This is a genomic window from Streptomyces sp. NPDC019531, assembly GCF_044903305.1.
GTDB lineage: Bacteria > Actinomycetota > Actinomycetes > Streptomycetales > Streptomycetaceae > Streptomyces.
Genome location: NZ_JBJDQL010000028.1, coordinates 81,656 through 106,178, shown reverse-complemented (window position 1 = coordinate 106,178; position 24,523 = coordinate 81,656). Strand labels below are relative to the sequence as shown.

At 70.2% G+C, this 24,523-nt stretch carries 15 protein-coding genes; 5 read left to right on the top strand and 10 right to left on the bottom strand.

Going from position 1 to position 24,523, the window contains the following annotated elements; all coding sequences use genetic code 11:
* Nucleotides 1–654: 654 nt before the first annotated feature.
* From ACI2L1_RS28540 to ACI2L1_RS28530, 3 genes are all read right to left on the bottom strand, one after another.
* Nucleotides 655–2,406, bottom strand: coding sequence for a CDP-alcohol phosphatidyltransferase (locus ACI2L1_RS28540; protein WP_404742240.1), 1,752 nt, complete (start codon nucleotides 2,404–2,406; stop codon nucleotides 655–657).
* A gap of 251 nt (nucleotides 2,407–2,657) precedes the next feature.
* Complete coding sequence (locus tag ACI2L1_RS28535) at nucleotides 2,658–4,598, bottom strand: glycogen debranching N-terminal domain-containing protein (protein WP_404742239.1); 1,941 nt, start codon at nucleotides 4,596–4,598, stop codon at nucleotides 2,658–2,660.
* Nucleotides 4,595–6,037 carry an MGH1-like glycoside hydrolase domain-containing protein gene (locus tag ACI2L1_RS28530; protein WP_404742238.1) on the bottom strand — a complete coding sequence of 481 codons (1,443 nt, stop codon included), beginning with the start codon at nucleotides 6,035–6,037 and terminating at the stop codon, nucleotides 4,595–4,597. Before ACI2L1_RS28530 ends, ACI2L1_RS28535 begins: the two co-directional genes overlap by 4 nt.
* Nucleotides 6,038–6,157: 120 nt before the next feature.
* Between ACI2L1_RS28530 and ACI2L1_RS28525 the strand changes: the two genes are divergently transcribed.
* Nucleotides 6,158–7,360 carry an ROK family protein gene (locus ACI2L1_RS28525; protein ID WP_404742237.1) on the top strand — a complete coding sequence of 401 codons (1,203 nt, stop codon included), beginning with the start codon at nucleotides 6,158–6,160 and terminating at the stop codon, nucleotides 7,358–7,360.
* Between the two features lie 418 nt (nucleotides 7,361–7,778).
* Nucleotides 7,779–10,499: a pyruvate, phosphate dikinase gene (gene ppdK, locus ACI2L1_RS28520; RefSeq protein ID WP_404742236.1), complete on the top strand. Its 2,721-nt coding sequence runs from the start codon at nucleotides 7,779–7,781 to the stop codon at nucleotides 10,497–10,499.
* Nucleotides 10,500–10,642: 143 nt separating this feature from the next.
* On the opposite strand, the gene ACI2L1_RS28515 is transcribed toward ppdK, so the two are convergent.
* The 3 genes from ACI2L1_RS28515 to ACI2L1_RS28505 all read right to left on the bottom strand — a co-directional run bounded on the left by ACI2L1_RS28515 (nucleotide 10,643) and on the right by ACI2L1_RS28505 (nucleotide 12,970).
* Nucleotides 10,643–11,062, bottom strand: a complete 420-nt coding sequence (locus tag ACI2L1_RS28515) for an excalibur calcium-binding domain-containing protein (protein WP_404742235.1) — start codon at nucleotides 11,060–11,062, stop codon at nucleotides 10,643–10,645.
* A gap of 153 nt (nucleotides 11,063–11,215) precedes the next feature.
* Nucleotides 11,216–11,707, bottom strand: coding sequence for an excalibur calcium-binding domain-containing protein (locus tag ACI2L1_RS28510; RefSeq protein ID WP_404742234.1), 492 nt, complete (start codon nucleotides 11,705–11,707; stop codon nucleotides 11,216–11,218).
* A 102-nt stretch (nucleotides 11,708–11,809) separates the two neighbouring features.
* Nucleotides 11,810–12,970, bottom strand: a complete 1,161-nt coding sequence (locus tag ACI2L1_RS28505; protein ID WP_404742233.1) for an alkaline phosphatase PhoX — start codon at nucleotides 12,968–12,970, stop codon at nucleotides 11,810–11,812.
* 229 nt (nucleotides 12,971–13,199) lie between these two features.
* On the opposite strand from ACI2L1_RS28505, the gene ACI2L1_RS28500 reads away from it, so the two are divergent.
* On the top strand, nucleotides 13,200–14,126 hold the full coding sequence (locus tag ACI2L1_RS28500) for an oxidoreductase (protein ID WP_404742232.1): 927 nt from the start codon (nucleotides 13,200–13,202) through the stop codon (nucleotides 14,124–14,126).
* A gap of 4 nt (nucleotides 14,127–14,130) precedes the next feature.
* Here ACI2L1_RS28500 and ACI2L1_RS28495 read toward each other — a convergent pair whose 3' ends face one another.
* Nucleotides 14,131–14,781, bottom strand: coding sequence for a LysE family translocator (locus ACI2L1_RS28495; protein ID WP_404742231.1), 651 nt, complete (start codon nucleotides 14,779–14,781; stop codon nucleotides 14,131–14,133).
* A 205-nt stretch (nucleotides 14,782–14,986) separates the two neighbouring features.
* Here ACI2L1_RS28495 and ACI2L1_RS28490 point away from each other — a divergent pair, with 205 nt between their 5' ends.
* Together ACI2L1_RS28490 and ACI2L1_RS28485 are read left to right on the top strand one after the other, a co-directional pair.
* A complete protein-coding gene (locus ACI2L1_RS28490; RefSeq protein ID WP_404742230.1) occupies nucleotides 14,987–19,675 on the top strand; it encodes an RHS repeat-associated core domain-containing protein in 4,689 nt (1,562 codons plus the stop codon).
* Nucleotides 19,672–20,136, top strand: a complete 465-nt coding sequence (locus ACI2L1_RS28485) for an SUKH-3 domain-containing protein (RefSeq protein WP_404742229.1) — start codon at nucleotides 19,672–19,674, stop codon at nucleotides 20,134–20,136. The genes ACI2L1_RS28490 and ACI2L1_RS28485 overlap by 4 nt, the downstream gene beginning before the upstream one ends.
* 52 nt (nucleotides 20,137–20,188) lie before the next feature.
* Here the strand turns inward: ACI2L1_RS28485 and nirD are convergent, their stop codons facing one another.
* Genes nirD through ACI2L1_RS28470 form a run of 3 tightly spaced genes read right to left on the bottom strand, consistent with a single transcriptional unit; the run spans nucleotide 20,189 to nucleotide 24,353 of the window.
* A complete protein-coding gene (nirD, locus tag ACI2L1_RS28480) occupies nucleotides 20,189–20,539 on the bottom strand; it encodes a nitrite reductase small subunit NirD (protein WP_402260231.1) in 351 nt (116 codons plus the stop codon).
* A complete protein-coding gene (gene nirB / locus ACI2L1_RS28475) occupies nucleotides 20,536–23,139 on the bottom strand; it encodes a nitrite reductase large subunit NirB (RefSeq protein ID WP_404742228.1) in 2,604 nt (867 codons plus the stop codon). The genes nirD and nirB overlap by 4 nt, the downstream gene beginning before the upstream one ends.
* Nucleotides 23,139–24,353, bottom strand: coding sequence for an NAD(P)/FAD-dependent oxidoreductase (locus tag ACI2L1_RS28470; RefSeq protein ID WP_404742227.1), 1,215 nt, complete (start codon nucleotides 24,351–24,353; stop codon nucleotides 23,139–23,141). The genes nirB and ACI2L1_RS28470 overlap by 1 nt, the downstream gene beginning before the upstream one ends.
* Between the last annotated feature and the right edge of the window lie 170 nt (nucleotides 24,354–24,523).

Sequence of the window (24,523 nt, the reverse complement as noted above, 5' to 3'; positions counted from 1 at the left end):
GCCGGGGGGGGCGGGGGGGGGGGGGGGGGGGTGGGGGTGGGGGGGGGGGGGGGGGGGGGGGGGGGGGGCGGGGGTGGGGGGTATCCGTCCTCGGTCCGGCGGGTGCTGTTGATTCAGATGTGCTGGACAACGGACGCCGGCCGCTGCGGGCGGACACCCCCCACCCCGTCCCCTGCGCGCCGTACGCGGCTGGCAGGCCCGTGGGGGTACGCGGGGTGGCAAACGGCCCGTCGTGGCGCGCGGGATGACGAGCGGCCCGTCGTGGCGCGCGTGGTGGTTGACGGCCCCTCGTGGCGCAGGCCGCCTGCAACCCCCTAGGGGCGCGGGGAACTGCGCGACCAGCCACAGCGGACCCGCACCCGCCAGTCGACACAGCGAGGCACATCAATAGGCGCACGGCCCAAGCCCAGCGCCAGCTGCCCGCGGGGAACTGCGCGACCAGCCACAACGGACCCGCACCCGCCAGTCGACACAGCGAGGCACATCATTAGGCGCACGGCCCAAGCCCAGCGCCAGCTGCCCGCGGGGAACTGCGCGACCAGCCACAACGGACCCGCACCCGCCAGTCGACACAGCGAGGCACATCATTAGGCGCACGGCCCAAGCCCAGCGCCAGCTGCCCGCAGGGAACTGCGCGACCCGCCCCGCGAAGCGCTACCCCTGTGACGGATGCGGAGTCGAGCCGTATGCCGTCAGGAAGCGGTCTCGGAAGGAACTCATCTTCCAGACCGGGGCGTTGTGGGCCGGCTTGAGGCCGTCGGTCCAGTTCCAGGAGGCGATCTTGTCGAGGACCTTGGGGTCCTTGGCGACGATCGAGATCGGTACGTCACGGCTCGCGTTGTTGCCGCTGACCCGGGAGATCGGCTGATGGTCGCCGAGGAAGACCAGGACCGTGTCGTCACTGCCGTAGCGCTCCAGCCACTGGGTGAGCGCGGTGACGGAGTACGAGATCGACTTGCCGTACTCCTGCTTGGAGCGGGTGGAGTCGGCGATGATGTCGGACGGATTGTTGCCGGCCTTCTGGATGGCCTTGAAGATCGAGCCGTCGCCCAGGTCGTCCCAGTCGACCATCTTGGGGATCGGTGCCCAGGGCTGGTGGCTTGAAGTGAGGATGATCTCGGACATCAGCGGCTTGTCGCGCTTCTTGCCGTGGACCTGGCGCTGGTAGGCCTCCAGGGTGTATTGGTCGGGCATCGTCGACCAGCTGAACTTCGGCCCCTGGTAGCCGAGTTGGAAGGCGTTGTAGACCTTGTCGAGACCGTAGTACTTCTGCTCGGGCCAGCCCTTCTGCACACCCGGCATCACCCCGACGGTGTCCCAGTCGCCGGTCTTCTTGAAGGCCTTGGTGAGGCTGAGGTGGTCGCTGGCCATGACCGTGCGGTAGCGCTGCTGGTTGTCGATCCACAGGCCGGAGAGGGTCGTCGAGTGGCCGAGCCAGCTGTTGCCGCCGTAGGTCGCCGAGGTCAGCCAGCCGCTCTTCGCGTGGAAGCCCGCCTTCGCGAGGGCCGCGGTGCTCTCCGTCAGGGTCTTGTCGACTCCGGGCGCTATGTCCGCGTCCTCCACGGCGCTGCGGCCGTAGCTCTCGATGAAGGTGAAGATCATGTCCTTGCCGCGGAGGTCGGGGACCAGCTGGTCGCCCGGTGTGTTGCCGAACGTGTCGGTCCTGGCCACCTTCTGGAAGTCCGCCTCGTCACGCATCGTGTAGAGCACCCGCCGGGCCTGCAACTCGGCGATCGCGGCGGTGTGTTCGGAGGCGATCGGCGTGCCGGCCACCTGGAGACCGAGTGCCGAGCAGGCGACCCACACGGTGGCGGCGATCAGGGTTCCCCGGGTGGCGACCTGCTTGTCCCGGAGCAGCAGGTCGCTCAGCCGGACCATCGCCAGCGTCATGAGGGACAGCAGCAGGAGGACCAGGACGAACGCGCCGACCGTGGCCCCTATCGCCACGCCCGTGCCCAGCGAGTCGTCCACGTACGAGCGGGCGTCGTCGAGCAACTCCCAGTCCAGGACGGGGTTGAAGGCCCGCCCGAGGTATTCGTTGAACCCCATGTCGAGCAGGTTCAGGATCGTCAGCGCCCCGAGCGACACCCCGGACACAATGGCCACCACCAGCCTCGGCCGACGCGGCAGCGCCAGCATCACGGCCGCCGCGAGGATCGCCTCCGCCGGGATCCGCACGAACTCCCTGACATGCAGGTTCACTGTTTTGTTCGGCAGGAGCAGGGCTCCGAGGACGAGCACCGCGGCGAGCACGTTCAGGGCCCACTGGATGTTCCGTACGGCGGTGGGGTGCGAGTCCCGCCATCGTCCGAACCGTGCGCGCAGGGACGGCTTGTCCGGCGGCGGGCCGTCGGCAGCGGTCGCCTCGGCCTCGGGTGACGTGCTCTCTGCGATGGTCTCGGACACCCGAGGGTCCTTCCGTACGGGTCCTTGGTAGAAGGCGGACCCGATATGGGGTCTCGGATCCGCCACATTCCCGTACGGAGGGCTCGGGCCGTCAGTTCACGCCCTGGAGCAAACACCGGCCCAACGCTTGGTCAACGGTCAGATTTCGGCTTTCAGGGGCGCGGGGCTGTATCGATATGCGGCTCCGCCGCGTGGGCGCGATCAGCCCCCACCCGACCCGCAGACGCCACACAACAGATCCGCCCCTCCGATCACGCGCCTCCAACAGCCGTCAACAACGCAAGTGGCGCCGCCGCAGACCGAGACTCCCGCACACACGCATGCGGATACGGCACCGGCTCCCCATGGGACTCCCGCCCGTACCCCGCGAGCACCTCCGGCAGCCGATGCCCGGTGGCCGTCGCCGCGTCCACCAGCCCGTGCGCGACCGTCCGTGCCTCGTCGTGCAACCCGTACCGAGCCAGCCCCAGCGTGATCAGCGCGTTGTCGTGCGGCCACACCGAGCCCCGGTGATACGACAGCGGGTGATACGCCGACTGGCCCGCGGCCAGCGTCCGCACGCCCCACCCGGAGAAGAAGTCCGGCTCCAGCAACCGCCGCCCCACCAGCTCGCCGTACTCCTTGTCGAGCAGCCCGGACCAGAGCAGATGCCCGGCGTCGGAGGCCAGCGCGTCGACCTGGCTGCCCTCCCCGTCCAGCGCGAGCGCGGGAAACGCACGGTCCCGCATCCAGAAGTCCCGCTGGAACCGGTCCCGCAGATCGGCCGCGGCCTGTTCGAGGAGCGCCGCGTACGTCGCGTCGTCCCACACCGTGCGGGCGATCCCCGCGGTCCGGCGCAGCGCGTCGTACGCATAGCCCTGGGCCCCCGCCGCCATCACCGGACCGCTCGCCCGCGTGCCGTCTGCGCCGCAGATCGCGCCGGGGGAGTCCTTCCAGTTCTGGTTGGCGAGACCGCCCTGGTCGGCGCGGTAGACGAGGTAGCCGCGCGAGGTCAGTCCGCCGTGGTCCAGCATCCAGCCGATCGCCGCGCGGGCGTGGGGTTCGAGGCGGCGGGCGAGTGAGACGTCCCCGGTCTGTTCGACGTACGCCCCCAGGAGCACCAGGAACAGCGGGGTGGCGTCCACCGAGCCGTAGTAACGGCCGTACGGCACCTGCCCGAAGTGCGCCAGCTCCCCGTGCCGCACCTCGTGCACGATCTTGCCGGGCTGGGCCACGGAGCTCGGGCCGGTCTCGGTGGCCTGGGTCGCGGCGAGCGCGGGGAGCGTCGCGGCGGCCAGTTGGGGGCGGTAGGGGAGGGCGAAGAGTGAGGTGAGAAGGGCGTCCCGGCCGAGGAGGGTGAGGAACCAGGGGGCTCCGGCGGCCGGTACGCGCAGCACCTCGCCGTCCGGGCCGGTCGCCGGGACCTGGAGGGAGGCGAGGTCGGCGAGGCCACGTGCGCAGGCCGCCGCGAGTTCGGGCCAGCCGGTCGGGAAGGCGACGCCCTCCACGAACTCGCCCTCCATCGCCAGGAGTTGGCGGTTCAGGGCGGCGGGGGAGCTCGGCACCCGGCGGGCCCGCTTGTCACCGTGCGGGCGGGCCATCACTCGCAGGGTCAACTCGGCCGTGCCGTGCGGCTCCAGGTCCAGCGTCCACACGAGGCGGCGGGCTCCGGTGCCCGTCTCCTCGACGCCGTCCGGGGCGGGGGTGGCCGTCACCGTCGTACAGGAACGCCATTCGCCGCGCTGGTAGGTGAACTCCACGCCGTCGTCGAGGACTTCGCGGGAGCGGGTGGCGCCGGTCTTCGGGTACGTCCGGTAGTCGGAGCGGAGTTCGAACTGGTCGGTGAAGTCGGCGTCCGCGGTGATGGCGAGGCGGACGGTCGTCGGTGTCGGGCGGTTGCTGGTGACGCGGAGGGATTCCACGAACGAGCCGTCGCCCACCGCCTGTTCGCGGAAGAGGGTGTAGGCGGGCGGTTCCTGGCGGCCGCCTCGCGGGACCAGGACACAGCGCGCGGTGTCGCCGTCGGCGACCGGCGACAGCTCCTCCGGCACCGCCCCGTCTACCGTGAGCTGCCAGCGGCTCAGGTGCCGGGCGTCCCGTACGAACAACCCGTCCGGGGAGCTGCCGCCGCCCCGGACGCCGCTGATGTCCCCGCCGTCACCCACGGCAGCGAACGTCCCGCCGTGCACAAGCAGATGATGCCGGTCCGTCATCGCCGGTTCCCTCCCTTGAGTCCCATGTCCGCCGTGACTGTGGTGCCGTTCGTGAGCGTGGTGCCGCTGTGCAGCAGGTCGAGCGCGAGCGCGGCGGTCCAGCTGAAGCCGGTCGCCCCGCAGGCCTCGCCGGTGTACGGGTCGACGTACTCCGCGAAGTCGGTGGCCGCCGCGAGCTCCAGCACCGACTCCCGCAGTGCGTCGGCCTGTTGGAGCTCCCCGTGGGTGCGCAGACCCCGTTCAAGGAGCCAACTGGTGTTGAACCAGGCCGGGCCGCGCCAGTAGCGGTGCGGGTCGAAGGCCTCGCCGAGGAGGTCGTGGCTGGGGAGGAGGCGGGTGGTGGTGCCGAGCCCGAAGTGGGGGCCGGAGGCGGTGTTGAGGAGCGTCGAGACGATGTCCCGCGGGAGGCCCGGGAGCAGGAGAGGGATCAGACCCGACACTCCGCGCTCGGGGATCAGGGTGCCGCGCCCGTCCGGGGCGGGGCTCCGCAGATCCCGGCACAGGAACATGCCGTACGCAGGGTCCCACAGCCGCTCCACCAGGGCCGCCGTCAGCCGCTCCGCGTGCGCGTGCCGGGCCGTGCCGGGCGCGCCCAGCTCGCCGGCGATCCGGGCGAGGGCGTGCTCGGAGGCGATGAGCAGGGCGTTGAAGGCGGGGTCCTCGACCGCGAACTCGCCGGCACCGTCGGCGTATTCGGCGTCCCGGTACTCCGTCGCCAGCTGCACGTACCGCCCGTAGTCCAGATCCGTCGGCCGGTCCTCGGCCGCCCCGTGGTCGAGGTCGGCGCGGCGGAAGGAGCGGGCCGGGGCCGGGGTGACGCGGGACAGGGGGAGGTCCCAGGAGGGGCTGTTGTCCATACCCTGTTCCCAGGGGTGCACGACGGACGCGAGGCCGCCTCCGCCGAGGTCGCGGCGGTGGAGGAGATAGCGGTGCCAGGCTGCGAGGCGCGGGTACACCCAGGCGAGGAAGCCACGCGCTCGTGACAACCCAGGGTCGGCGCAGTGGACCAGCCACGCGGCCAGTGCGTGGACAGGTGGCTGCACGATGCCGGACGTCTGTACGGTGCGCGGGGCGCCCGCGGCGCGTCCCGCGGTCGAGGAGCGCCAGAAGTCGGGGCTCGGGAAGTACGCGTCGAGGGGTACGGAGGGGCTGAAGACGATGTGCGGGACGCGCCCGTCGCCCCACTGGGCCGCCAGCAGCGTCTCCAGCTCGGTCTGCGCCCGCAGCGGTGAGAGATGGCGCAGGCCGATGGCGATGAACGCGGAGTCCCAGGACCACTGGTGCGGGTACAGACTGCGCGAGGGCACCGTGGAGGCGCCGGTCCAGTTGCCCTCCAGCACCCTCGCCGCCCTGGCGTGCAGGGAATGTGACGAATTCGGCGGATCGTATGCGATCGAACGCTCCGCGGAAGGGGTGATGAGCTGGGCAGTGCGATCCACTCGGGGCTCCCCGAAAGACGTGTGGCTGACCGGTTCGGCCAGGGCTACCGTAGAGTTACGTCTATTTAACACGCAAAACCCAATATGTAATGCAGAGTTGAGAAACACAAGGGGGTGCGCATGGCTGGACGGAGTCAGACCGGCGCCGGAGATCTGCTCGAACTGGTCCGCAGCGGGCGAGCCGTCACGCGCGGAGCGCTCCAGCAGGCCACCGGACTGTCCCGGGCGACCGTCGGCCAGCGCCTCGACCGCCTCTTCCGCGCGGGCTGGCTGCGCGAGGGCGCCGGAGGGCCGGTGGACTCGCCGCTCGGCGGGCGCCCCTCCATCACTCTGGAGTTCGACGACGCCCACGCCGTGGTCCTCGCCGCCGACCTGGAGACCCGGCACGCGCGCGCGGCCGTACTGTCCCTGACGGGCGAGATCCTCGCCGAGCACAGCGGCACCCTGGTGATCGAGGACGGCCCGGACGACGTACTCGGCGAGCTGGGCCACTGGTTCGCCGAGCTGCTGGAGAAGGCGGGGCACCGGGCGGAGGAGGTCTGCGGCATCGGGCTCGCGGTCCCCGGCCCCGTCGACACCGATAGCGGCCGAGTGGTCCAGCCGCCGATCATGCCCGGCTGGGACGGCTACGACATAAGAGGCCGCCTCGCCGGAGCCTTCACCGAGCACACCGGTGCAGGGCCGGTCCCCGTGCTCGTCGACAACGACGCCAACCTCATGGCGTACGGCGAACAGCGCACCGCCCACCCCGACTGCTCGGCGTTCGTCCTGGTCAAGGTCTCGACCGGCATCGGCGCCGGGGTCGTGGTGGACGGCTCGGTCTACCGGGGTGTCGACGGTGGTGCCGGAGACCTCGGGCACATCCGGATCCCCGCGGGGGCGGAGGCGCTGTGCCGTTGTGGCTCCTACGGCTGTCTCGCCGCCGTCGCGAGCGGCGGTGCCGTGGCGCGGCGGCTGGCCTCGGCCGGGGTGCCGGCGGCGTCGGGCTCGGATGTGCGGGACCTGCTGGCCTCCGGGCATCCGGAGGCGGCCGCGCTCGCGCGTGAGGCCGGGCGGCAGGTCGGGGACGTGCTGGCGACGGTCGTGACCCTGCTGAACCCGGGCGTCCTGATGATCGCCGGAGATCTGGCCGGAACTCCCTTCCTCACGGGTGTCCGGGAGCTGCTGTATCAGCGGGCCCTGCCGCGCTCCACCGCTCGGCTGGAGGTCGTGACCTCACGGCTCGGGGAGCGGGCCGGGCTGGTCGGGGCGGGGGCACTGGTGGTGGAGCACCTGTACGCGCCCGAGCGGGTGGAGGAGCGGTTGCTGGCCATGGGCGTATGACGTCCGTGTTTCCGTCTCCGTTCCGTTCCGAATGCCCGTCCGCATGGTGAAATCCGGCTCCCTGTGGCAGCGTGATTCTCGCCACGCCTGATAAGGGTTGAGCTCAGATGAGCGGATCTTGAGCGACTGCACTTCTCCAAGGGGTGGCACTCAGTGCCACCCCTTGATCGTTCATCGATCGAAATCAGACGTGCCCAATGCCGCTCATGTGAGCGGTTCTAGCGGTCTATGAGGGTTGCTGCGTTCAAGAAATGAAAACATCGGGCGCGTGTCGCTTGCCAAGCTTTGAGTTTCGATCCGCTGGCGGACGACTGGTTACGGGCGTGTGACGCCCGAGTAGACGTACCCAGACGCCTTCGATCTGGGTATGTTCCTGGCCGTCAGGGCAGCCACCGCGTCCTCGAGGGAGTCGAGACCCGTGTCGGAAAACAAAGAACCCCACGTAGCGAAGTTCGTCTACGACTTCACCGAGGGAAACAAGGACCTCAAGGACCTCCTGGGTGGCAAGGGCGCGAACCTCGCCGAGATGACCAACCTGGGACTCCCCGTTCCCCCCGGCTTCACCATCACGACGGAAGCCTGCAAGGTCTACCTGGACAGCGGTGAGGAACCCGCGGCACTGCGTGACGAGGTGAGTGCACACCTCGACGCGCTGGAGCAGGGCATGGGCAAGAAGCTCGGCCAGGCCGACGACCCGCTGCTCGTCTCGGTCCGGTCCGGCGCGAAGTTCTCCATGCCCGGAATGATGGACACGGTCCTGAACATCGGTCTCTCCGACAAGTCGGTCCAGGGTCTCGCCAAGCAGGCCGGCGACGACCGTTTCGCCTGGGACTCCTACCGACGCCTCATCCAGATGTTCGGCAAGACCGTCCTCGGCGTCGACGGCGAGCTCTTCGAGGAGGCCCTCGACAAGGCCAAGGAGGCCAAGAAGATCACGGTCGACACCGACCTGGAGGCGGCCGACCTCAAGAAGCTGGTCACCGCCTTCAAGAAGATCGTGAAGAAGGAGGCCGGCCGGGACTTCCCGCAGGACCCGCGCGAGCAGATGGACCTCGCCATCCACGCGGTCTTCGACTCCTGGAACACCGACCGTGCCAAGCTCTACCGCCGCCAGGAGCGCATTCCCGGCGACCTCGGCACGGCCGTCAACGTCTGCTCGATGGTCTTCGGCAACCTCGGCCCCGACTCGGGCACCGGTGTCGCCTTCACCCGTGACCCCGCCTCCGGCCACCAGGGCGTCTACGGGGACTACCTCCAGAACGCCCAGGGCGAGGACGTCGTCGCGGGCATCCGCAACACCGTCCCGCTCGCGGAGCTGGAGTCGATCGACAAGAAGTCGTACGACCAGCTGATGCAGATCATGGAGACGCTGGAGAACCACTACAAGGACCTCTGCGACATCGAGTTCACCATCGAGCGCGGTCAGCTGTGGATGCTCCAGACCCGGGTCGGCAAGCGCACGGCGGGCGCGGCCTTCCGCATCGCCACCCAGCTGGTGGACCAGGGCCTGATCGACGAGGCCGAGGCGCTCCAGCGGGTCACCGGCGCCCAGCTCGCCCAGCTGATGTTCCCCCGCTTCGACGAGAACACCAAGGTCGCGCAGGTCGGCCGGGGCATCGCGGCCTCGCCGGGCGCCGCTGTCGGCAAGGCGGTCTTCGACTCGTACACCGCGGTGAAGTGGTCGCGTTCCGGCGAGAAGGTCATCCTGGTCCGCCGGGAGACCAACCCCGACGACCTGGACGGCATGATCGCGGCCGAGGGCATCCTGACCTCCCGGGGCGGCAAGACCTCCCACGCGGCCGTGGTCGCGCGCGGCATGGGCAAGACCTGTGTCTGTGGCGCCGAGGAGCTGGAGGTCGACACCAAGCGGCGCCGGATGACCGTGCCGGGCGGGCATGTCGTGGAGGAGGGCGACCTCATCTCCATCGACGGGTCCAGCGGCAAGGTGTACCTCGGTGAGGTCCCGGTCGTCCCGTCCCCCGTCGTGGAGTACTTCGAGGGCCGGATGCACGCGGGTGCCAACGACGCCGACGAGCTGGTCGAGGCCGTACACCGGATCATGGCGTTCGCGGACCGCAAGCGCCGGCTGCGGGTCCGCGCCAACGCGGACAACGCCGAGGACGCGCTGCGCGCCCGTCGCTTCGGAGCGCAGGGCATCGGCCTGTGCCGTACCGAGCACATGTTCCTCGGCGACCGCCGCGAGCTGGTCGAGCGGCTGATCCTGGCCGATACGGAGACCGAGCGCGAGGAGTCGCTGAAGGCGCTGCTCCCGCTGCAGAAGCAGGACTTCGTGGAGCTGTTCTCGGCGATGGACGGCCTGCCGGTGACGGTACGGCTGCTGGACCCGCCGCTGCACGAGTTCCTCCCCGACATCACCGAACTGTCGGTCCGCGTGGCCCTCGCCGAGTCCCGTCAGGAGCCGCACGAGAACGAACTGCGGCTGCTCCAGGCCGTGCACCGGCTGCACGAGCAGAACCCCATGCTGGGCCTGCGCGGAGTGCGCCTCGGCCTGGTGATCCCGGGCCTGTTCACCATGCAGGTACGGGCGATCGCGGAGGCGGCGGCCGAGCGCAAGAACGCCAAGGGCGACCCGCGCGCGGAGATCATGATCCCGCTGGTGGGCACGGTCCAGGAGCTGGAGATCGTCCGCGAGGAGGCCGACCAGGTCGTCGCGGAGGTCGAGGCGGCGACGGGTGTGGAGCTGAAGCTGTCGATCGGCACGATGATCGAGCTGCCGAGGGCCGCGCTGACCGCGGGTCAGATCGCGGAGGCGGCGGAGTTCTTCTCCTTCGGCACGAACGACCTCACCCAGACGGTGTGGGGCTTCAGCCGGGACGACGTCGAGGCCTCCTTCTTCACCGCGTACCTGGAGAAGGGCATCTTCGGCGTCAGCCCGTTCGAGACGATCGACAAGGACGGCGTGGGCTCCCTGGTGAAGCTGGCCGCGGAGGCCGGCCGCAGGACCCGCCCCGACCTCAAGCTCGGCGTCTGCGGCGAGCACGGCGGTGACCCGGAGTCGGTCCACTTCTTCCACGAGGCGGGTCTGGACTACGTCTCCTGCTCGCCGTTCCGCATCCCGGTGGCCCGTCTGGAGGCGGGACGCGCGGCGATCACGGCGAACGGCAGCGACCACCGGTAGGCCGTCCTACGGCCCACTGAACCCCGGAACCGCCGCCCGTCCCCGACCCTCAACCGATGGGCGGCGGTTCCGGATCACGAGGAGAGGGCGGCACCCTGTGCGGGGGTGCCGCCCTCTCCGTTCTTCCGCCTCGCGCCCGGGCCTCAGCGCGTCATACGGCGCCTGCGTGTCGACGCCACCAGTGCACCGCCGGTGAGCAGGACGGCCGAACCTGCGGCGGCGAGATACACGGAGGTGTCCCCGCCGCCGGTCTCCGCGAGGTCCGGGTTCTTCTCGCCGGTGTCCTCGGCCGCCGCGGCCGCCTCGTCGTTGTGGGGCTTGAAGTCCGCGGGCGGCTGGTCGCAGCCGATGCCGTCGCCGTCCCGGTCGAGATGCGTGCCGTAGTGCTCGTCGTCCTTGAGGATGTTCGCGTACCCGGCGGCGTAGGCCTCGGTGCAGTTCTCGAACGGGTGGCCGCCGTCGTGGGCCGAGGCGGCACCCGGCAGCATGGCCAGGGCCAGCGCGGCGACGACGATGGCGCCGGGCTTGCGGAGCAGTTTCACAGCGGGTCCTTCCAGGTTCATGGTGATATCCGTGCGCGTGATCAAGAAGTGGCGATCAGCCGGATATGAGGTGACGAACCTAGTGAGGTGCAGATCCTGTGTCGGCGACATGGAGAACCTGTGATGTGAACGTGACGTGACCGGAAGGTAGCTCTCCGCAAGCGTCCGGGCGGCTCAACTGTCGCAGGCCACGCCGTCGTTGTCCCGGTCCAGGTGTGAGGCGTATCCCGGCTCGCCGCGGCGGATCGGTGCGGCGCCGGCGGCGCGGGCCTCGCTGCAGTTGGCGTAGTAGGTGCTGTCGGAGCCCGTGTCGTCGGATCCGGAGTCGGTCTCCGCCTCGGCCTGCTGGGTGACCGTCCTGGTCACCTTGACCGTCTTCGTGGCGGTCACGGTGGCCGCCGGTTCCGGCTCCGCCGTGGTCGTGGCTGTGGCCGTCGTCGTCACGGTCACCGTCGGTTCGGGCTCGGCGGCGGCCGGCTTCGCGTCACCCGCCGTATTGCCCTGGTCGCCGCCGCCGCCGCTGCCTATGCCGACGCCGACGAAGAGGGCGAGCGCGAGGGCGGGCAGGACGTACCGCTTCCGGGCCCACCTGGGGGCGGGCCGGGAAGCGGGCGTCGGCGTCGGCTGCCATGGCGGCACGGGCTGGGTGTTGTACGGGTTGGCCATCTCGTCCCCCTGGAGGTGTTACGTGAGGGGATGACCGTATTGCTGGTCGCGGAGTTATGGACGTGAAGTGTTCATTCCGTGACCATTACATGTCATGTGGTGTTACGACCGGAACGGCCCCGTCACCTCGTAGGTGATCCCGCCCGATGAACTCCCGCTCGTCCCCCGCTGGCTGGAGAAGTACAGGCGGGTGCCGTCGGGGGAGAAGGCCGGGCCGGTGATCTCCGAGGAGGACTGGCCGTCGATACGGAGGAACGGGGTGACCACCTCGTCCGGGGTGATCATGCAGATCTCCATGTTGCCGCCGTCCTCGGCGACGAAGAGGTCGCCCGAGGCGGAGCCGGTGATGTTGTCGACGCCGGTGAGCGGGGCGGTGCCGCTGGTGACGAGCGAGTCGTCGTACGCCAACTCATAGGTGTTCGAGGTGAGGTTGAGCTGCCAGACCCGGTTGTCGCCCTTCGTCGTGAACCAGACCGTGTCCTCGGCGTAGTGGCAACCTTCCCCGCCGTTGAAGGACTTGGAGCCGGAGACCTGGGTGCGGATGGAGGTGGGGGAGCCGTCCGGGTCGGGGATGTTCGTCCAGCTGAAGGTGCCCGAGGTGGCGGTCCCGGCGACCAGCACCTGGAGGGTGCCGGCGGACAGGTCGCCCCAAGTCGTCGGTACGAAACGGTAGAAGCGGCCGTTCGTCTCGTCCTCGGTCAGGTAGATCACCTTGCGCACGGGGTCCGCGGCGGCCGCCTCGTGCTTGAAGCGGCCCATCGCCGGACGCTGCACCGCCGCGTTCGTCCCCCACGGGTCCGTCTCGTACACGAACCCCCGGTCGACCTCCTCACAGGACAGCCAGGTGTTCCAAGGGGTCTTCCCGCCCGCGCAGTTCTGCCGGGTGCCGGACAGGACGCGGTACGCCGACGTGATCGCCCCGGACGACGAGAACCGCACCGCGCTCGCCCCGCCCGACGGGTTGATCTCCGAGTTGGAGACATAGATCCAGCCCGTGCCGTCCGCGTAACAGGCCCCGCCGTCAGGGGCGTTGTGCCAGGTGTACGACGTCCCGGGCACCGTCTGCCCGGACCGGGCGACGACCCGGCTGCCGAAGCCGGAGGGCAGTCTGATCCCGTTGGCGTCGGGCGAGCCCAACGCCCCGTACGGCCCGGTCCCCGGCTGGGCCGGGGCGGCGTACGCGGCACCGCGCCACAGGGTTCCGCCGAACGCGGCGGAGACACCGCCGACGACGCTCGCACGCAGGAGGGTACGACGTTCCACACTCGCTCCAAGGGTGAGTCGTGAGCGACCCGCCACCGGCCGGCGACGGGGTGGTGCGCTGACGGACCCTAGAGCTGTGGAGTGGCTGTGTCGTGGCCAGGTCATGAATCGGGCGTACGGTCCACATGGCGAGCCTCCCGTACCGTCCACGCGCGGCCCCTACCGGGCGATTACGCGCCGCGCCCCCCGCTCGTAGGCTGGTCCCACCGTAGGCGGAGGGAGCCCGGTCATGTCCGGCTGGAACGAGAACGCCATCCCTGATCAGAGTGGACGCGTGACCGTCGTCACCGGGGCCAACAGCGGCATCGGCTACGTCACCGCGCGGGAACTCGCCCGCAGGGGCGCCCGCGTGGTGCTCGCCTGCCGCAGTGAGGCGCGCGGTGTCGACGCCCGGGGCCGGCTGGTCGGCGAAATCCCGGACGCGGACGTGGAGTTCGCCCGCCTGGACCTCGGAGACCTGGCCTCCGTAAGGGAGTTCGTGACGGCCTATCCGTACGACCGCCTCGACCTGTTGGTCAACAACGCGGGTGTGATGGCGCTGCCGTACGGGACGACGGCGGACGGCTTCGAGGCCCAGTTCGGCGTGAACCACCTGGGCCACTTCGCGCTGACGGGCCTGTTGCTGCCCACGCTGCTCGCGACACCCGCCGCCCGCGTCGTGACCGTCTCCAGTCCGGCGCACGCGCTGGCCAACATTGACATCGACGACCTCAACAGCGAGCGCCGCTACCGCCGTTGGGTCGCGTACGCCCGCTCCAAGAGCGCCAACCTGCTCTTCGTCCACGAACTGGCACGCAGGCTGGCGGCGCATGGCTCGGATATCGTCGCCGCGGCGGCGCATCCGGGGTACGCGGCCACCAACCTCCAGGCCGCGGGACCCAGGATGGCCGGCCGCAAAGGCGTCGAGCGGTTCATGCGCGTGGGCAACCGCTTCTTCGCCCAGTCCGCCGACGCCGGCGCCCTTCCCACCCTCTACGCGGCCACGGCCCCCGACGTACCCCCCGACTCCTTCACCGGCCCCTCCCTGGCAGGCTTGCGCGGCTCCCCGGCCCCGACCTGGCGGGCCCCCTGGACCCGCAACGACCAGGCGGCCCAACGCCTCTGGGCCGCCTCGGAGGAGCTCACGGGGGTGTCCTACGACAGCTTGAAGGGGTGACCCCTCAGTCCTTCCGCCCGGTCACCGCCACCGTCACACCGAGCCCGACCATGGTCAGCCCGCCGACCCCGCCCACCAGGGAGAGTCGTCGCGGCGAGCGCACGAACCAGCCCCGCGCGGTCGCCGCGACCAGCCCCCACACGGCGTCGGAGGCCAGCGCGATGACGTTGAACACCAACCCGAGCAGGAGCATCTGCGCGACCGTACGGCCCTGGTCGCGATCCACGAACTGGGGCAGCACGGCGGCGAAGAACACGATGGTCTTGGGGTTGGTCACCCCGACCGCGAACCCCTCCCAGAACGTCCGCAGACCGCCGTGTCCCGCCGCGGCCGCCGTCAGGTCCTCGGTGAACGCCGCGCGCAGTGAACCGCGTCCCCGCCACGCCTTGACGCCCAGATACACGAGGTAGGCGGCGCCGGCGAGCTTCAGCGCCGTGAAGACGGGGACGGAGCGCTCCACGACCGACCCGATCCCGAACGCGACACCCAGGACCAGCACATAGGCGCCGGTCGTGTTCCCCGCCACCGTGGTCAGGGCGGCGCGCCGGCCCTGGGCGAGCGCCCGGCCGATCACGAACAGCACGCTGGGTCCGGGGACCACGATCAGAAGGAACGACATGGCCGCGAAGGCGAGGAGACGGTCAGTGGGCACCATGTGGTCATGCAAGCACGGGGAGGGTGGGACCTTTCCACTGGTTTTCTGCCTTCCGGCCACGGTCAGGCGCTCAATCTGCCGGCCGAGTGCACATTCACCCTGCGGGACAAACCCGTCCCGACCACATCGCGGGGGCAACCGCCCCGCCCTCTTGCCGAACTCTTACGTATGCTTGTGCGACCTGAGTTAACTGCTGCGACATCAGGTGAGCGACGACGTACGGGGGTATGTCATGGGCGTCACTCTGCCCGGTTATCTGGACGAGGCGCTGGACCTGATCGGTGTCAGCTGGCCGAACGTGGACGAGGACGACTACCGCGAAATGGCCCAGGCCATGCGGGAGTTCGCCGACGACATCGATGACGGCGCGGCCGACGCACACGCGGCGATCATGGATTTGATCGGCAGTAACGAGGGCATGGCCGTCCAGGCGCTGGAGGCGCACTGGGGCAAGGTCAAGGGGACCCACCTCACCAACCTCGCCGAGGCAGGCCGGCTGACGGCCACCGCCCTGGACGGCGTGGCCGTACTGATCGAGGGTGCCAAGCTGGCCGCCATCGCCCAACTGGGCATTCTCGCGGCCGAGATCGCAGCGGCGGTCGCCGCGGCTCCGGTCACGCTGGGGTTGTCGACCCTGGGTGGTCTGGCGGGGACCCAGGTCTGCCGGATCGCGGTCAAACGTATCTTCAAGGAAGTCTGCGAGCAGGTCGCCGAGCAGATCATCGACATCGCGATGGGGCCGGTCTACCTGGCCCTGGGCAACATGGCAGGCGACCTGGTCGTCCAACTCGGCGGCAACGCGCTGGGGGTGCAGAACGGTGTCGACCTCGGCCGGACCGGCAGGGCGGGCAAGGAGGGACTGGGCGAGGGAATCGACGCCGCCAAGGACGCAGGCGGGTCGATGCGGCTCAACAGCGCGGGGGGAAGCGGCGCAGACGGCGGCCGGTTCAGCATGGACCTCGACACCTATGACCGCGTCGGCACCCGGCTGACCAGCGCCGGCGGCAGGATCCGCGATCGGGCCGGCGGCAGGATCTCCCGTGCCAAGTCCACCCATGGCCGCACCAAGGGCAGAGACGCGATCGCCGACGCTGCCAACGCCATGCTGGACCAGGTCATCGACGGCATCGAGAAGGGCGTCAAGTCCTCCGCCAAGCACCTCGACGACAACATGACCCGCGGCCTGAAGAAGATGGCCACGAACCACCGGGACAACGACGACCGGATCGCCGACGGTCTGAAGGGCATCCTGAAGGGCGACGGCAAGGGCGGGGACGGATCTCCGTCAGGCCCGAGGACGACGGCCTCCGGCGTCGCGCCCCATGGCAACGGCAGCGGCCGCGACCAGGTCCGCAACTCCCGTGAGGCCGGCCGTCCGCGGGATTCCGTCTGCCAGGGCGGTGAGCCCGTGGACATGGCGACCGGCCGGATGTTCATCGAGCAGATGGACGTCTCGCTGCCGGGCTCGCTCCCGCTGCTGTTCAAGCGCTCCTTCGAGTCCGGCTACCGTGCCGGCCGTTGGATGGGACCGCGATGGATCTGCACCTTCGACGAGCGCCTGGAGATCGACGCCGAGGGTGTGGTCTACCTCAGCGCGGACCGGTTCACGCAGGCATATCCGCACCCCGATCCCGACGCGCCCACGCAGGCGACGGCCGGTGTACGACAGGACCTGCGGATCGACGAGTCGGGCGACTACACGCTCACCGACCCGGCCACCGGCCTCGTCCGGGAGTTCGCCCGCCGCCCCGACGGAACGACGGCCCTGCTCACGTGTATCCGTGACCGCGCCGGCAACCGCGTCGACTTCGCCTACGACGACGACGGCACCCCGACCGCCATGAACCACTCCGGCGGCTACCGACTTCTCGTGGCCACCGAGGCCGGCCGGATCACCGAACTGCGGCTGGCCGGCGCGGGCGAGGACGGTCAGGACCTTACCGTCGTGCGGTACGGCTACAACGGCGGCCATCTGACCGACGTCTACAACTCCTCCGACCGGCCGCTGTCCTTCGCCAACGACGCCGAAGGCCGGATCCTGTCCTGGACCGACCGCAATGGCACGCAGTACCTGTACACCTACGACGAGTTCGACCGGGTCGTCGAAGAGGGCGGCGCCGACGGCTCTCTCAAGTTCCGCTTCACCTACGGCGATCCGGACCCGGCCACCGGGACCAGGGTCCACACCGAGACCAACGCCCTCGGCCACACCACCCGGTACGAAGTCAACGAGCACGCCCAGATCGTCGCCGAGGCCGACCCCCTCGGAAACGCCACGCTCTTCGAACGGGATGCCTACGACCGGCTGTTGTCCCGCACGGACCCGCTCGGCCGGACCACCCGCTTCGTGTACGACGACGCGGGCGAGCTCGTCGCCGTCGTACGCCCGGACGGCGAGCAGTCCACGGCCCTCTACTTCGGCGACGCGCACCATCCGACACAGCTCACCCGGCCCGGCGGCCGGACCTGGCAGCAGACCTTCGACGAGGCCGGCCGCCGTACCTCCGTCACCGATCCCACAGGCGCCACCACGTGGTACGGCTACGACACCTCGGGTCATCTCGCCTCGGTCACCGACGCCCTCGGCCACACCACCCTCGTGAGGTGCAACGCGGCCGGCATGCCCGTCGAGGTCACCGACCCGGCCGGGGCCACCAGCCGCTACGAGCGCGACGCCTTCGGCCGGGTCACCGCCGTCACCGACCAACTCGGCGCCGTCATCCGGCTGACCTGGAGCGTCGAGGGCCTGCTGACCTCGTACACGGCCCCGGACGGGGCCGTCCAGACCTGGAGTTACGACGATGAGGGCAACCTCCTCGCGCACACCGACCGGGTCGGCCGGGTCACCGGCTTCGAGTACACGCCCTTCGAGACGATCGCCGCCCGCACCGACCCCGACGGCACCCGACTCACCTTCGGCTACGACGAGCACATGCAGCTCGTGTCTGTCACCAACGCTCTTGGGCAGACATGGAGTTACGTCTACGACGCCGCCGGGCGGCTGGTTTCGGAGACCGACTTCCACGGCCGGAGCGTCGGCTACGAACTCGACGGCGCGGGCGACGTGGTGGCGCGGACCATACCGACCGGGCAGCGCATCCGGTACGGCTACGACGTGCTCGGCCGCCTGGTGGAGAAGGACTGCGACGGCGCGGTCACCAGCTACGCCTACGACACCGCGGGCCACCTGATCCGGGCCACCGGCCCGGACACCGACCTGTACCGCACCGTCGACCCCCTCGGCCGCCTGCTCACCGAGACCGTGAACGACCGTACCCTCACCCACACCCTGGACGCCGTGGGCCGCCGCGTCGGTCGCACCACCCCCGGCGGTCACCACAGCGCCTGGACCTACAACCAGGCAGGCCATCGTACGTCCCTCGCCACCAGCGGCGGCAGGCTCGACTTCGCCTACGACGACGCCGGGCACGAGTGCGAACGCCTCCTGGACGGCCACCTCACGCTGACCAGCGCCTGGGACGCCGAGCACCGTCTCACCGGCCAGATCCTCCGCTCCGACCAGGCGGTGCTGCAACGCCGGGACTACAGCTACCGCGCCGACGGAGCCCTGACCGGCGTGGACGACCAGCTCAGCGGCCCGCGGACCTTCGACCTCGACGACGCCGGACGCGTCACCGCCGTCCACGCGGCCACCTGGAACGAGACCTACGCCTACGACCCGGCCGGCAACCTCACCGAGGCGCACTGGCCCGCCACCGGTGCCGCCGAGGCGGCGGTCGGCGCCCGCACGTACACCGGCACGGAGCTCGCGACCGCAGGCCGTGTCCACTACGAGTACGACGCCGCGGGCCGCACCACACTCCGCCGGCTCACCCGTCTGTCACGGAAGCCCGCCACCTGGCACTACACCTGGGACGCCGAGAACCGCCTCACCCACGTCACCACCCCCGACGGCATCCGCTGGGCCTATCTCTACGACCCCTTCGGCCGCCGTATCGCCAAGCACCGCCTGGCCGACGACGGTGTCACGGTCGCAGAACGGACCGAGTTCACCTGGGACGGGTCGACCCTCGCCGAACAGACCACGCACGCACCCGGCCTTCCCGGGCCGTACACGATGAGCTGGGACCACAAGGGCCGGCACCCGCTGGCCCAGACCGAGACCATCACCACCCCGGCGACCGCCGGCACCCCGCAGGACCAGATCGACCGCCGGTTCTTCGCCATCGTCACCGACCTCATCGGCACCCCGACCGAACTCGTCGACACCGCCACCGGCGCCATCGCCTGGCGGACCGTGCCCACCCTGTGGGGCAACACCACATGGTCGGCCGACAGCACCACGACCACACCGCTGCGTTTCCCCGGCCAGTACTTCGACCCCGAGACCGGGCTGCACTACAACCTCAACCGCTACTACGACCCGACCAGCGCCCGCTACACCACGCCGGACCCGCTCGGGCTGAGCCCTGCGCCCAATCCCGACGCCTACGTCCACAATCCGCACACCTGGTGCGACCCGCTGGGCCTGATGCCGGACGACGGCGCCGACATCAAGAAGCAGTTGATGGATCTGGGGAAGGCGCGAATACAGCACGTCACGAGCAACCTCGAGGATGGGGACAGCGTCCCGGGCGCTTACGCGGTGGGCCAGGACCGGACCACCGGTAAGATCTACTACGGCGAGAGTGGCCCGGAGACCGGTCACCAGCAGGCAGTGATCGACGCGATGCCGAAAGAATCACAGATCGAGTCCGGCCGCCCGCCGGGAGTGTGTGCCGAGCCGCGAATGTTCACCAACGCGATTGAGGATGGCGCAGACCCCAAGAATATCGACCTCGTCACCGTCAACCCCAAGGGCAAGAAGTTCAAGATGTGCGACAACTGCAAAACCTGGGTCCCCGGCTTCGGAGGAGAGGTCCTGACAGGATGAGCGACATTCCTGAGCGGTCGGCAGTCATTGCAGGGCTCCGGGACACCTTTACCGGAGTGGCGCGCTTTGAGGTCCGCCCGGTGGATCTCGAGGATGCCCGCCGAAGGTATGCGGAGGAGGGATTCGACTTTTCTCCCCGACTTCGGGAATTCCTCGAGATCTATGGTGAGATCACCGTGAACTGGGAGTGGCGGGAGCGACGGCAAGAGTTCACGACGTCGGTCGAGAGGACTCTGGACGCCCCGCACGGCACGCCCCGGAACATGAACATCTACGCCAAACGTATTGGCCGGCCTGTCCTGCCGGTCGGCATGGTGTTCTCCACCGAAGAGTGCGTACTGTTGGCTGACAACGACGACATCCTGTTCGCCGGAGACGCCGGAATCCAGCGGGTCGCGAACGGTTTCGAGGACGCTGTTCGGGCGCTTGTCACGGCCGACTGGGACAAGACCTTCTTCTGACCCGCGTCACACCACACCCGATCCGGTCCCGGCGTCGCCGGGACCGGTGGAGTCATGCCGCTCGAACCTCGTACGTCGCGATCCGCACCGACTCGTCGTCCAGGCACTGCCCGGTCTCCAGGTCGAACCGCTGCTTCAGCAGCGGCGAGGCCACGAACGGGCGGCCCTGGTGGGTGCCGGTCAGGCCGCGGGAGAGGACCGCCGCGCCGCCGAAGGGGTCGCGGTTGTCGACGGCGTACAGGTTGCCGGCGCGGTCGCGGAACAGGGCCGCCTGACGGCCGTCGGGCAGCAGGGCCGCCACGCCCCGGCCGGGGAGCAGCCGGGCCAGCTCGCAGACCGCGAACCAGTCGCCGTTCAGCTGGAGTTCGACCTTCAGGTCGGTGGTCTCGGGTGCCAGGGTCATCGCTGGGCGCTTCCTTCCAGGGGGCGGTGGCCGATGGTCAGCAGCGGCAGGTCGGGCTTGATCTGTTCGCGCTCGGGGACGAAGCCGACGACCGGGTCGGGGGTGTCCGGTGCGTTCACGAAGGACACGAACCGGGCGAGCTTCTCGGGGTCGTTGATGGTGGTCGCCCACTCGTCGGCGTAGTGCGCCACGTGGGCCGTCATCAGGGACTCCAGCTCCTCGCAGATGCCGAGGGAGTCCTCGACGACCACGTCACGGACATGGTCCAGGCCGCCCGGGATGCGCTCCAGCCAGGTCGAGGTGCGCTCCAGGCGGTCCGCGGTACGGATGTAGAACATCAGGAACCGGTCGATCAGCTTGATCAGTTCGGCGTCGGTGAGGTCCTGGGCCAGGAGGTCGGCGTGGCGCGGGGTCGCGCCGCCGTTGCCGCCGACGTAGAGGTTCCAGCCGTTGGAGGTGGCGATCACGCCGAAGTCCTTCGACTGTGCCTCGGCGCACTCGCGGGCGCAGCCTGACACCGCCGACTTGAGCTTGTGGGGCGACCTGAGCCCCCGGTAGCGCAGCTCCAGGTCGATCGCCATCCGGACCGAGTCCTGGACGCCGTAGCGGCACCAGGTCTGGCCGACGCAGGACTTCACCGTGCGCAGGGACTTGCCGTAGGCGTGGCCGGACTCGAAACCGGCGTCCACCAACCGGGTCCAGATCAGCGGGAGCTGCTCGACGCGGGCGCCGAACATGTCGATCCGCTGACCGCCGGTGATCTTCGTGTAGAGGCCGAAGTCACGGGCGATCTCGCCGATCACGATGAGGCCCTCGGGGGTGATCTCACCGCCGGGGATGCGCGGCACGACCGAGTAGGAGCCGTTCTTCTGGATGTTGGCGAGGAAGTGGTCGTTGGAGTCCTGCAGGGAGGCCTGCTCGCCGTCCAGGACATAGCCGCTCGCGCCGATCGTCGGGGCGAGGGAGGCGATGATCGAGCCGACCGCCGGCTTGCAGATCTCGCAGCCGTCGCCGCCCTTGGCCTCGTCGCGGCCGTAGCGGTCCAGGAGGTCCTGGTAGGTGTTGATGCGCAGGGCGAGGACGATCTCGTAGAGCTCCTCGCGGGTCTGCGAGAAGCAGCCGCACAGGCCCTTGTCGACCTCGACGCCGGACGCCTCCAGCTCGGCGGTGACCAGCTGGCCGAGGACCTTGACGCAACTGCCGCAGCCGGTACCGGCCTTGGTGCACTTCTTCACCTCGGGCACGGTCGTGCACTGGTGATCGGTGACCGCGCCGCGGATCGCGCCCTTGGAGACGTTGTGACAGGAGCAGATGATCGCCTCGTCCGGCAGCGCGGACGGGCCGAGCTGGACGGACTCCCCGGCGCCGGCGGGCAGCACCAGCGACTCGGGGGAGACCGGCGGGACCGAACCGGTGAACGCCTTCAGCGTGCCGTACGCGTCCGCGTCACCGACCAGGATGCCGCCGAGCAGCGTGCCGTCGCGGCCGATGACCAGCTTCTTGTACAGGCCCGCGCGGGAGTCGGAGTAGACGACGTCCAGGCAGTCCGCGGTCGCGCCGTGCGCGTCACCGAACGAGGCCACGTCCACGCCGAGCAGCTTCAGCTTGGTCGACAGGTCGGCGCCCAGGAAGGCGGCCTCGTCGGAGGCGATGGTCGCCGCCGCGGTCTCGGCCTGCTCGTAACCGGGGGCCACCAGGCCGTACACCCGGCCGTCGGCGGCCAGCGCGCACTCGCCGATCGCGAACACGTGCGGGTCGGCGACCGTACGGCACTGCTCGTCCACCGTGATGCCGCCGCGCTCGCCGACCGTGAGACCGCAGTCGCGGGCCAGCTGGTCGCGGGGGCGGACACCGGCGCTGAACACCACCAGGTCCGTGGCGAGTTCGGAGCCGTCGGAGAGCTTCATGCCGGTGACGGCGCCCTCGGCGTCGACCACGATCTCCTGCGTGCCCACCCCGGTGTGCACGCTCAGGCCCATCTCCTCGATGGTGCGCAGCAGCGCCGCGCCACCACCGTCGTCGACCTGCACCGGCATCAGCCGCGGCGCGAACTCCACGATGTGGGAGGTGAGTCCGAGCCCCTTCAGCGCACCGGCCGCCTCCAGACCGAGCAGACCGCCACCGACCACGGCACCGGTCGTACGGGTCTTCGCGTACTCCTCGATGGCGAGGAGGTCCTCGATCGTGCGGTAGACGAAGCAGCCCTGGGCGTCCTTGTTCGGCACCGGCGGAACGAAGGGGTACGAGCCGGTGGCGAGGACGAGGGTGTCGTAGTCGAAGACCTGGCCGGAGCGGGCCGTGACCTTCTTCGACGAGCGGTCGATCGCCTCGGCGGGATCACCGATGTACAGCTCGATGCCGTGCGTCTCGATGAACTCCATGTCCGTCATGGAGAGTTCCTCGGGCGTCTTGCCCGAGAAGTACGAGGTGAGGGCGACGCGGTCGTACGCGGGCCGCGGCTCCTCGCACAGCACGACCACACGGTGCGTCGCGGTCAGGCCGCGCTCGGCGAGGGCTTCGAGGAAGCGCTGGCCGACCATGCCGTGGCCGACGAGCACGATCGTGGGGGTGGCCTCCGTGGCCTCCGGGGTGGCGGTCATCAGGAGCCTCCATCGTTGGTGAGCAGGTGGAGCAGCGGTCCGCCGTCGGAGGGGAGCGGCTCTGCTCCCTCCCAGGCGCGGGCGAGCGCGCCGACGGTGCCGAGTTCGCCGACGAGAACCCCGCCGACCAGGCGGTCGTCGCGGACGACGACCTTGCGGTAGGTGCCGCGGGTGGCGTCCGCGAGCTGGACGACGTCGTCGCCCGGGAGCGGCTCGGTCTCGCCGAACGCCGCCAGGTCGAACGCGGTCTGGCCGGGCAGGGTCAGCCGGGTCAGTGAACGGGTGCCGGTGTAGCGGGCGTTCGCCCGACCGGCCAGCAACTCGGCGAGCACATCGGCCTGTTCGAGGGCCGGGGTGGCGAGTCCGTAGACGTTGCCGTCGTGCTGTGCGCAGTCGCCGATGGCGTGGATGTACGGGTCGGAGGTGCGGAGTTCGTCGTCCACGACGATCCCCTTGCGCACGTCCAGGCCCGCGGTCTGCGCGAGGCCGACACGGGGATGGACCCCGCAGGCCAGGACCACGATCTCGGCGTCGAGGGCGTATCCGTCGGCCATCTCGACCGAGCGGACCGCGCCGCCGACGCAGCGCACGTCACGCACGCGCAGATCGGTGTGGACCTCGACGCCGAGGTCTCCGAGGTGACGGCGGACGAGCTTGGAGGCGCTCGGGTCGAGCTGGCGCTCCATGAGCCGCTCGGACTGCTGGGCGAGGATCACCTGGGCGCCGCGCTGGGCGAGCGCGCGGGCCGCCGAGACCCCGAGGAGGCCGCCGCCGATCACGACCGCCTTCACTCCCGGCCGGACCGCCTCGGACAGCCCGAGGCAGTCGTCCATGGTGCGGAAGGCGTGGACGCCCTCCGGCAGCACATGATCCGGGGTGAACAGTCCACGCAGCGGCGGCAGGACCGGGTTCGAGCCGGTGGCCAGAACCAGCCGGTCGTATGCGATCTTCGAACCGTCCGCGCACTCGACGGTCCGCGCCTCGCGGTCGATGCCGGCGACCCGGGCACGGGTCAGCGCGGCCGGAGCCGGGAGCGCGATCACGTCCGGCGTGTACCGTCCCGCCAGCACCTCGGCGAGGAGCACCCGGTTGTACGGGCGGTGCTCCTCCTCGCCGATCAGCGTCACGGGCGTGCCGAGCTCTCCGAGCCGCCGGGCGAGACGGACGCCCGCGAGGCCGGCGCCGATCACCACCACACGCGTATTCGAGGTCATGCCTAGGAGCGTGCGGTGCGGGTGTTACCCGACCGCATCGCGTCTGTTTCCCACGAGGAACGCTGCCCTCCCCGAGCGCGGGGGGCGGATGTGAGGGTTGGGGGCGGGCGGCCGGTGTGCGCTGTGAGGAGGGCCGGGGCGGGCGGGATCGGGGCCGGTGAGGGCGTACG

Excerpts from the sequence above, each read along its gene's own strand:
- ACI2L1_RS28535 (WP_404742239.1), bottom strand. The coding sequence starts at position 4,598 with ATGACGGACCGGCATCATCTGCTTGTGCACGGCGGGACGTTCGCTGCC.
- ACI2L1_RS28525 (WP_404742237.1), top strand. The coding sequence starts at position 6,158 with ATGGCTGGACGGAGTCAGACCGGCGCCGGAGATCTGCTCGAACTGGTC.
- ACI2L1_RS28515 (WP_404742235.1), bottom strand. The coding sequence starts at position 11,062 with ATGAACCTGGAAGGACCCGCTGTGAAACTGCTCCGCAAGCCCGGCGCC.
- ACI2L1_RS28510 (WP_404742234.1), bottom strand. The coding sequence starts at position 11,707 with ATGGCCAACCCGTACAACACCCAGCCCGTGCCGCCATGGCAGCCGACG.
- ACI2L1_RS28500 (WP_404742232.1), top strand. The coding sequence starts at position 13,200 with ATGTCCGGCTGGAACGAGAACGCCATCCCTGATCAGAGTGGACGCGTG.
- ACI2L1_RS28495 (WP_404742231.1), bottom strand. The coding sequence starts at position 14,781 with ATGGTGCCCACTGACCGTCTCCTCGCCTTCGCGGCCATGTCGTTCCTT.
- ACI2L1_RS28485 (WP_404742229.1), top strand. The coding sequence starts at position 19,672 with ATGAGCGACATTCCTGAGCGGTCGGCAGTCATTGCAGGGCTCCGGGAC.
- nirD (WP_402260231.1), bottom strand. The coding sequence starts at position 20,539 with ATGACCCTGGCACCCGAGACCACCGACCTGAAGGTCGAACTCCAGCTG.
- nirB (WP_404742228.1), bottom strand. The coding sequence starts at position 23,139 with ATGACCGCCACCCCGGAGGCCACGGAGGCCACCCCCACGATCGTGCTC.
- ACI2L1_RS28470 (WP_404742227.1), bottom strand. The coding sequence starts at position 24,353 with ATGACCTCGAATACGCGTGTGGTGGTGATCGGCGCCGGCCTCGCGGGC.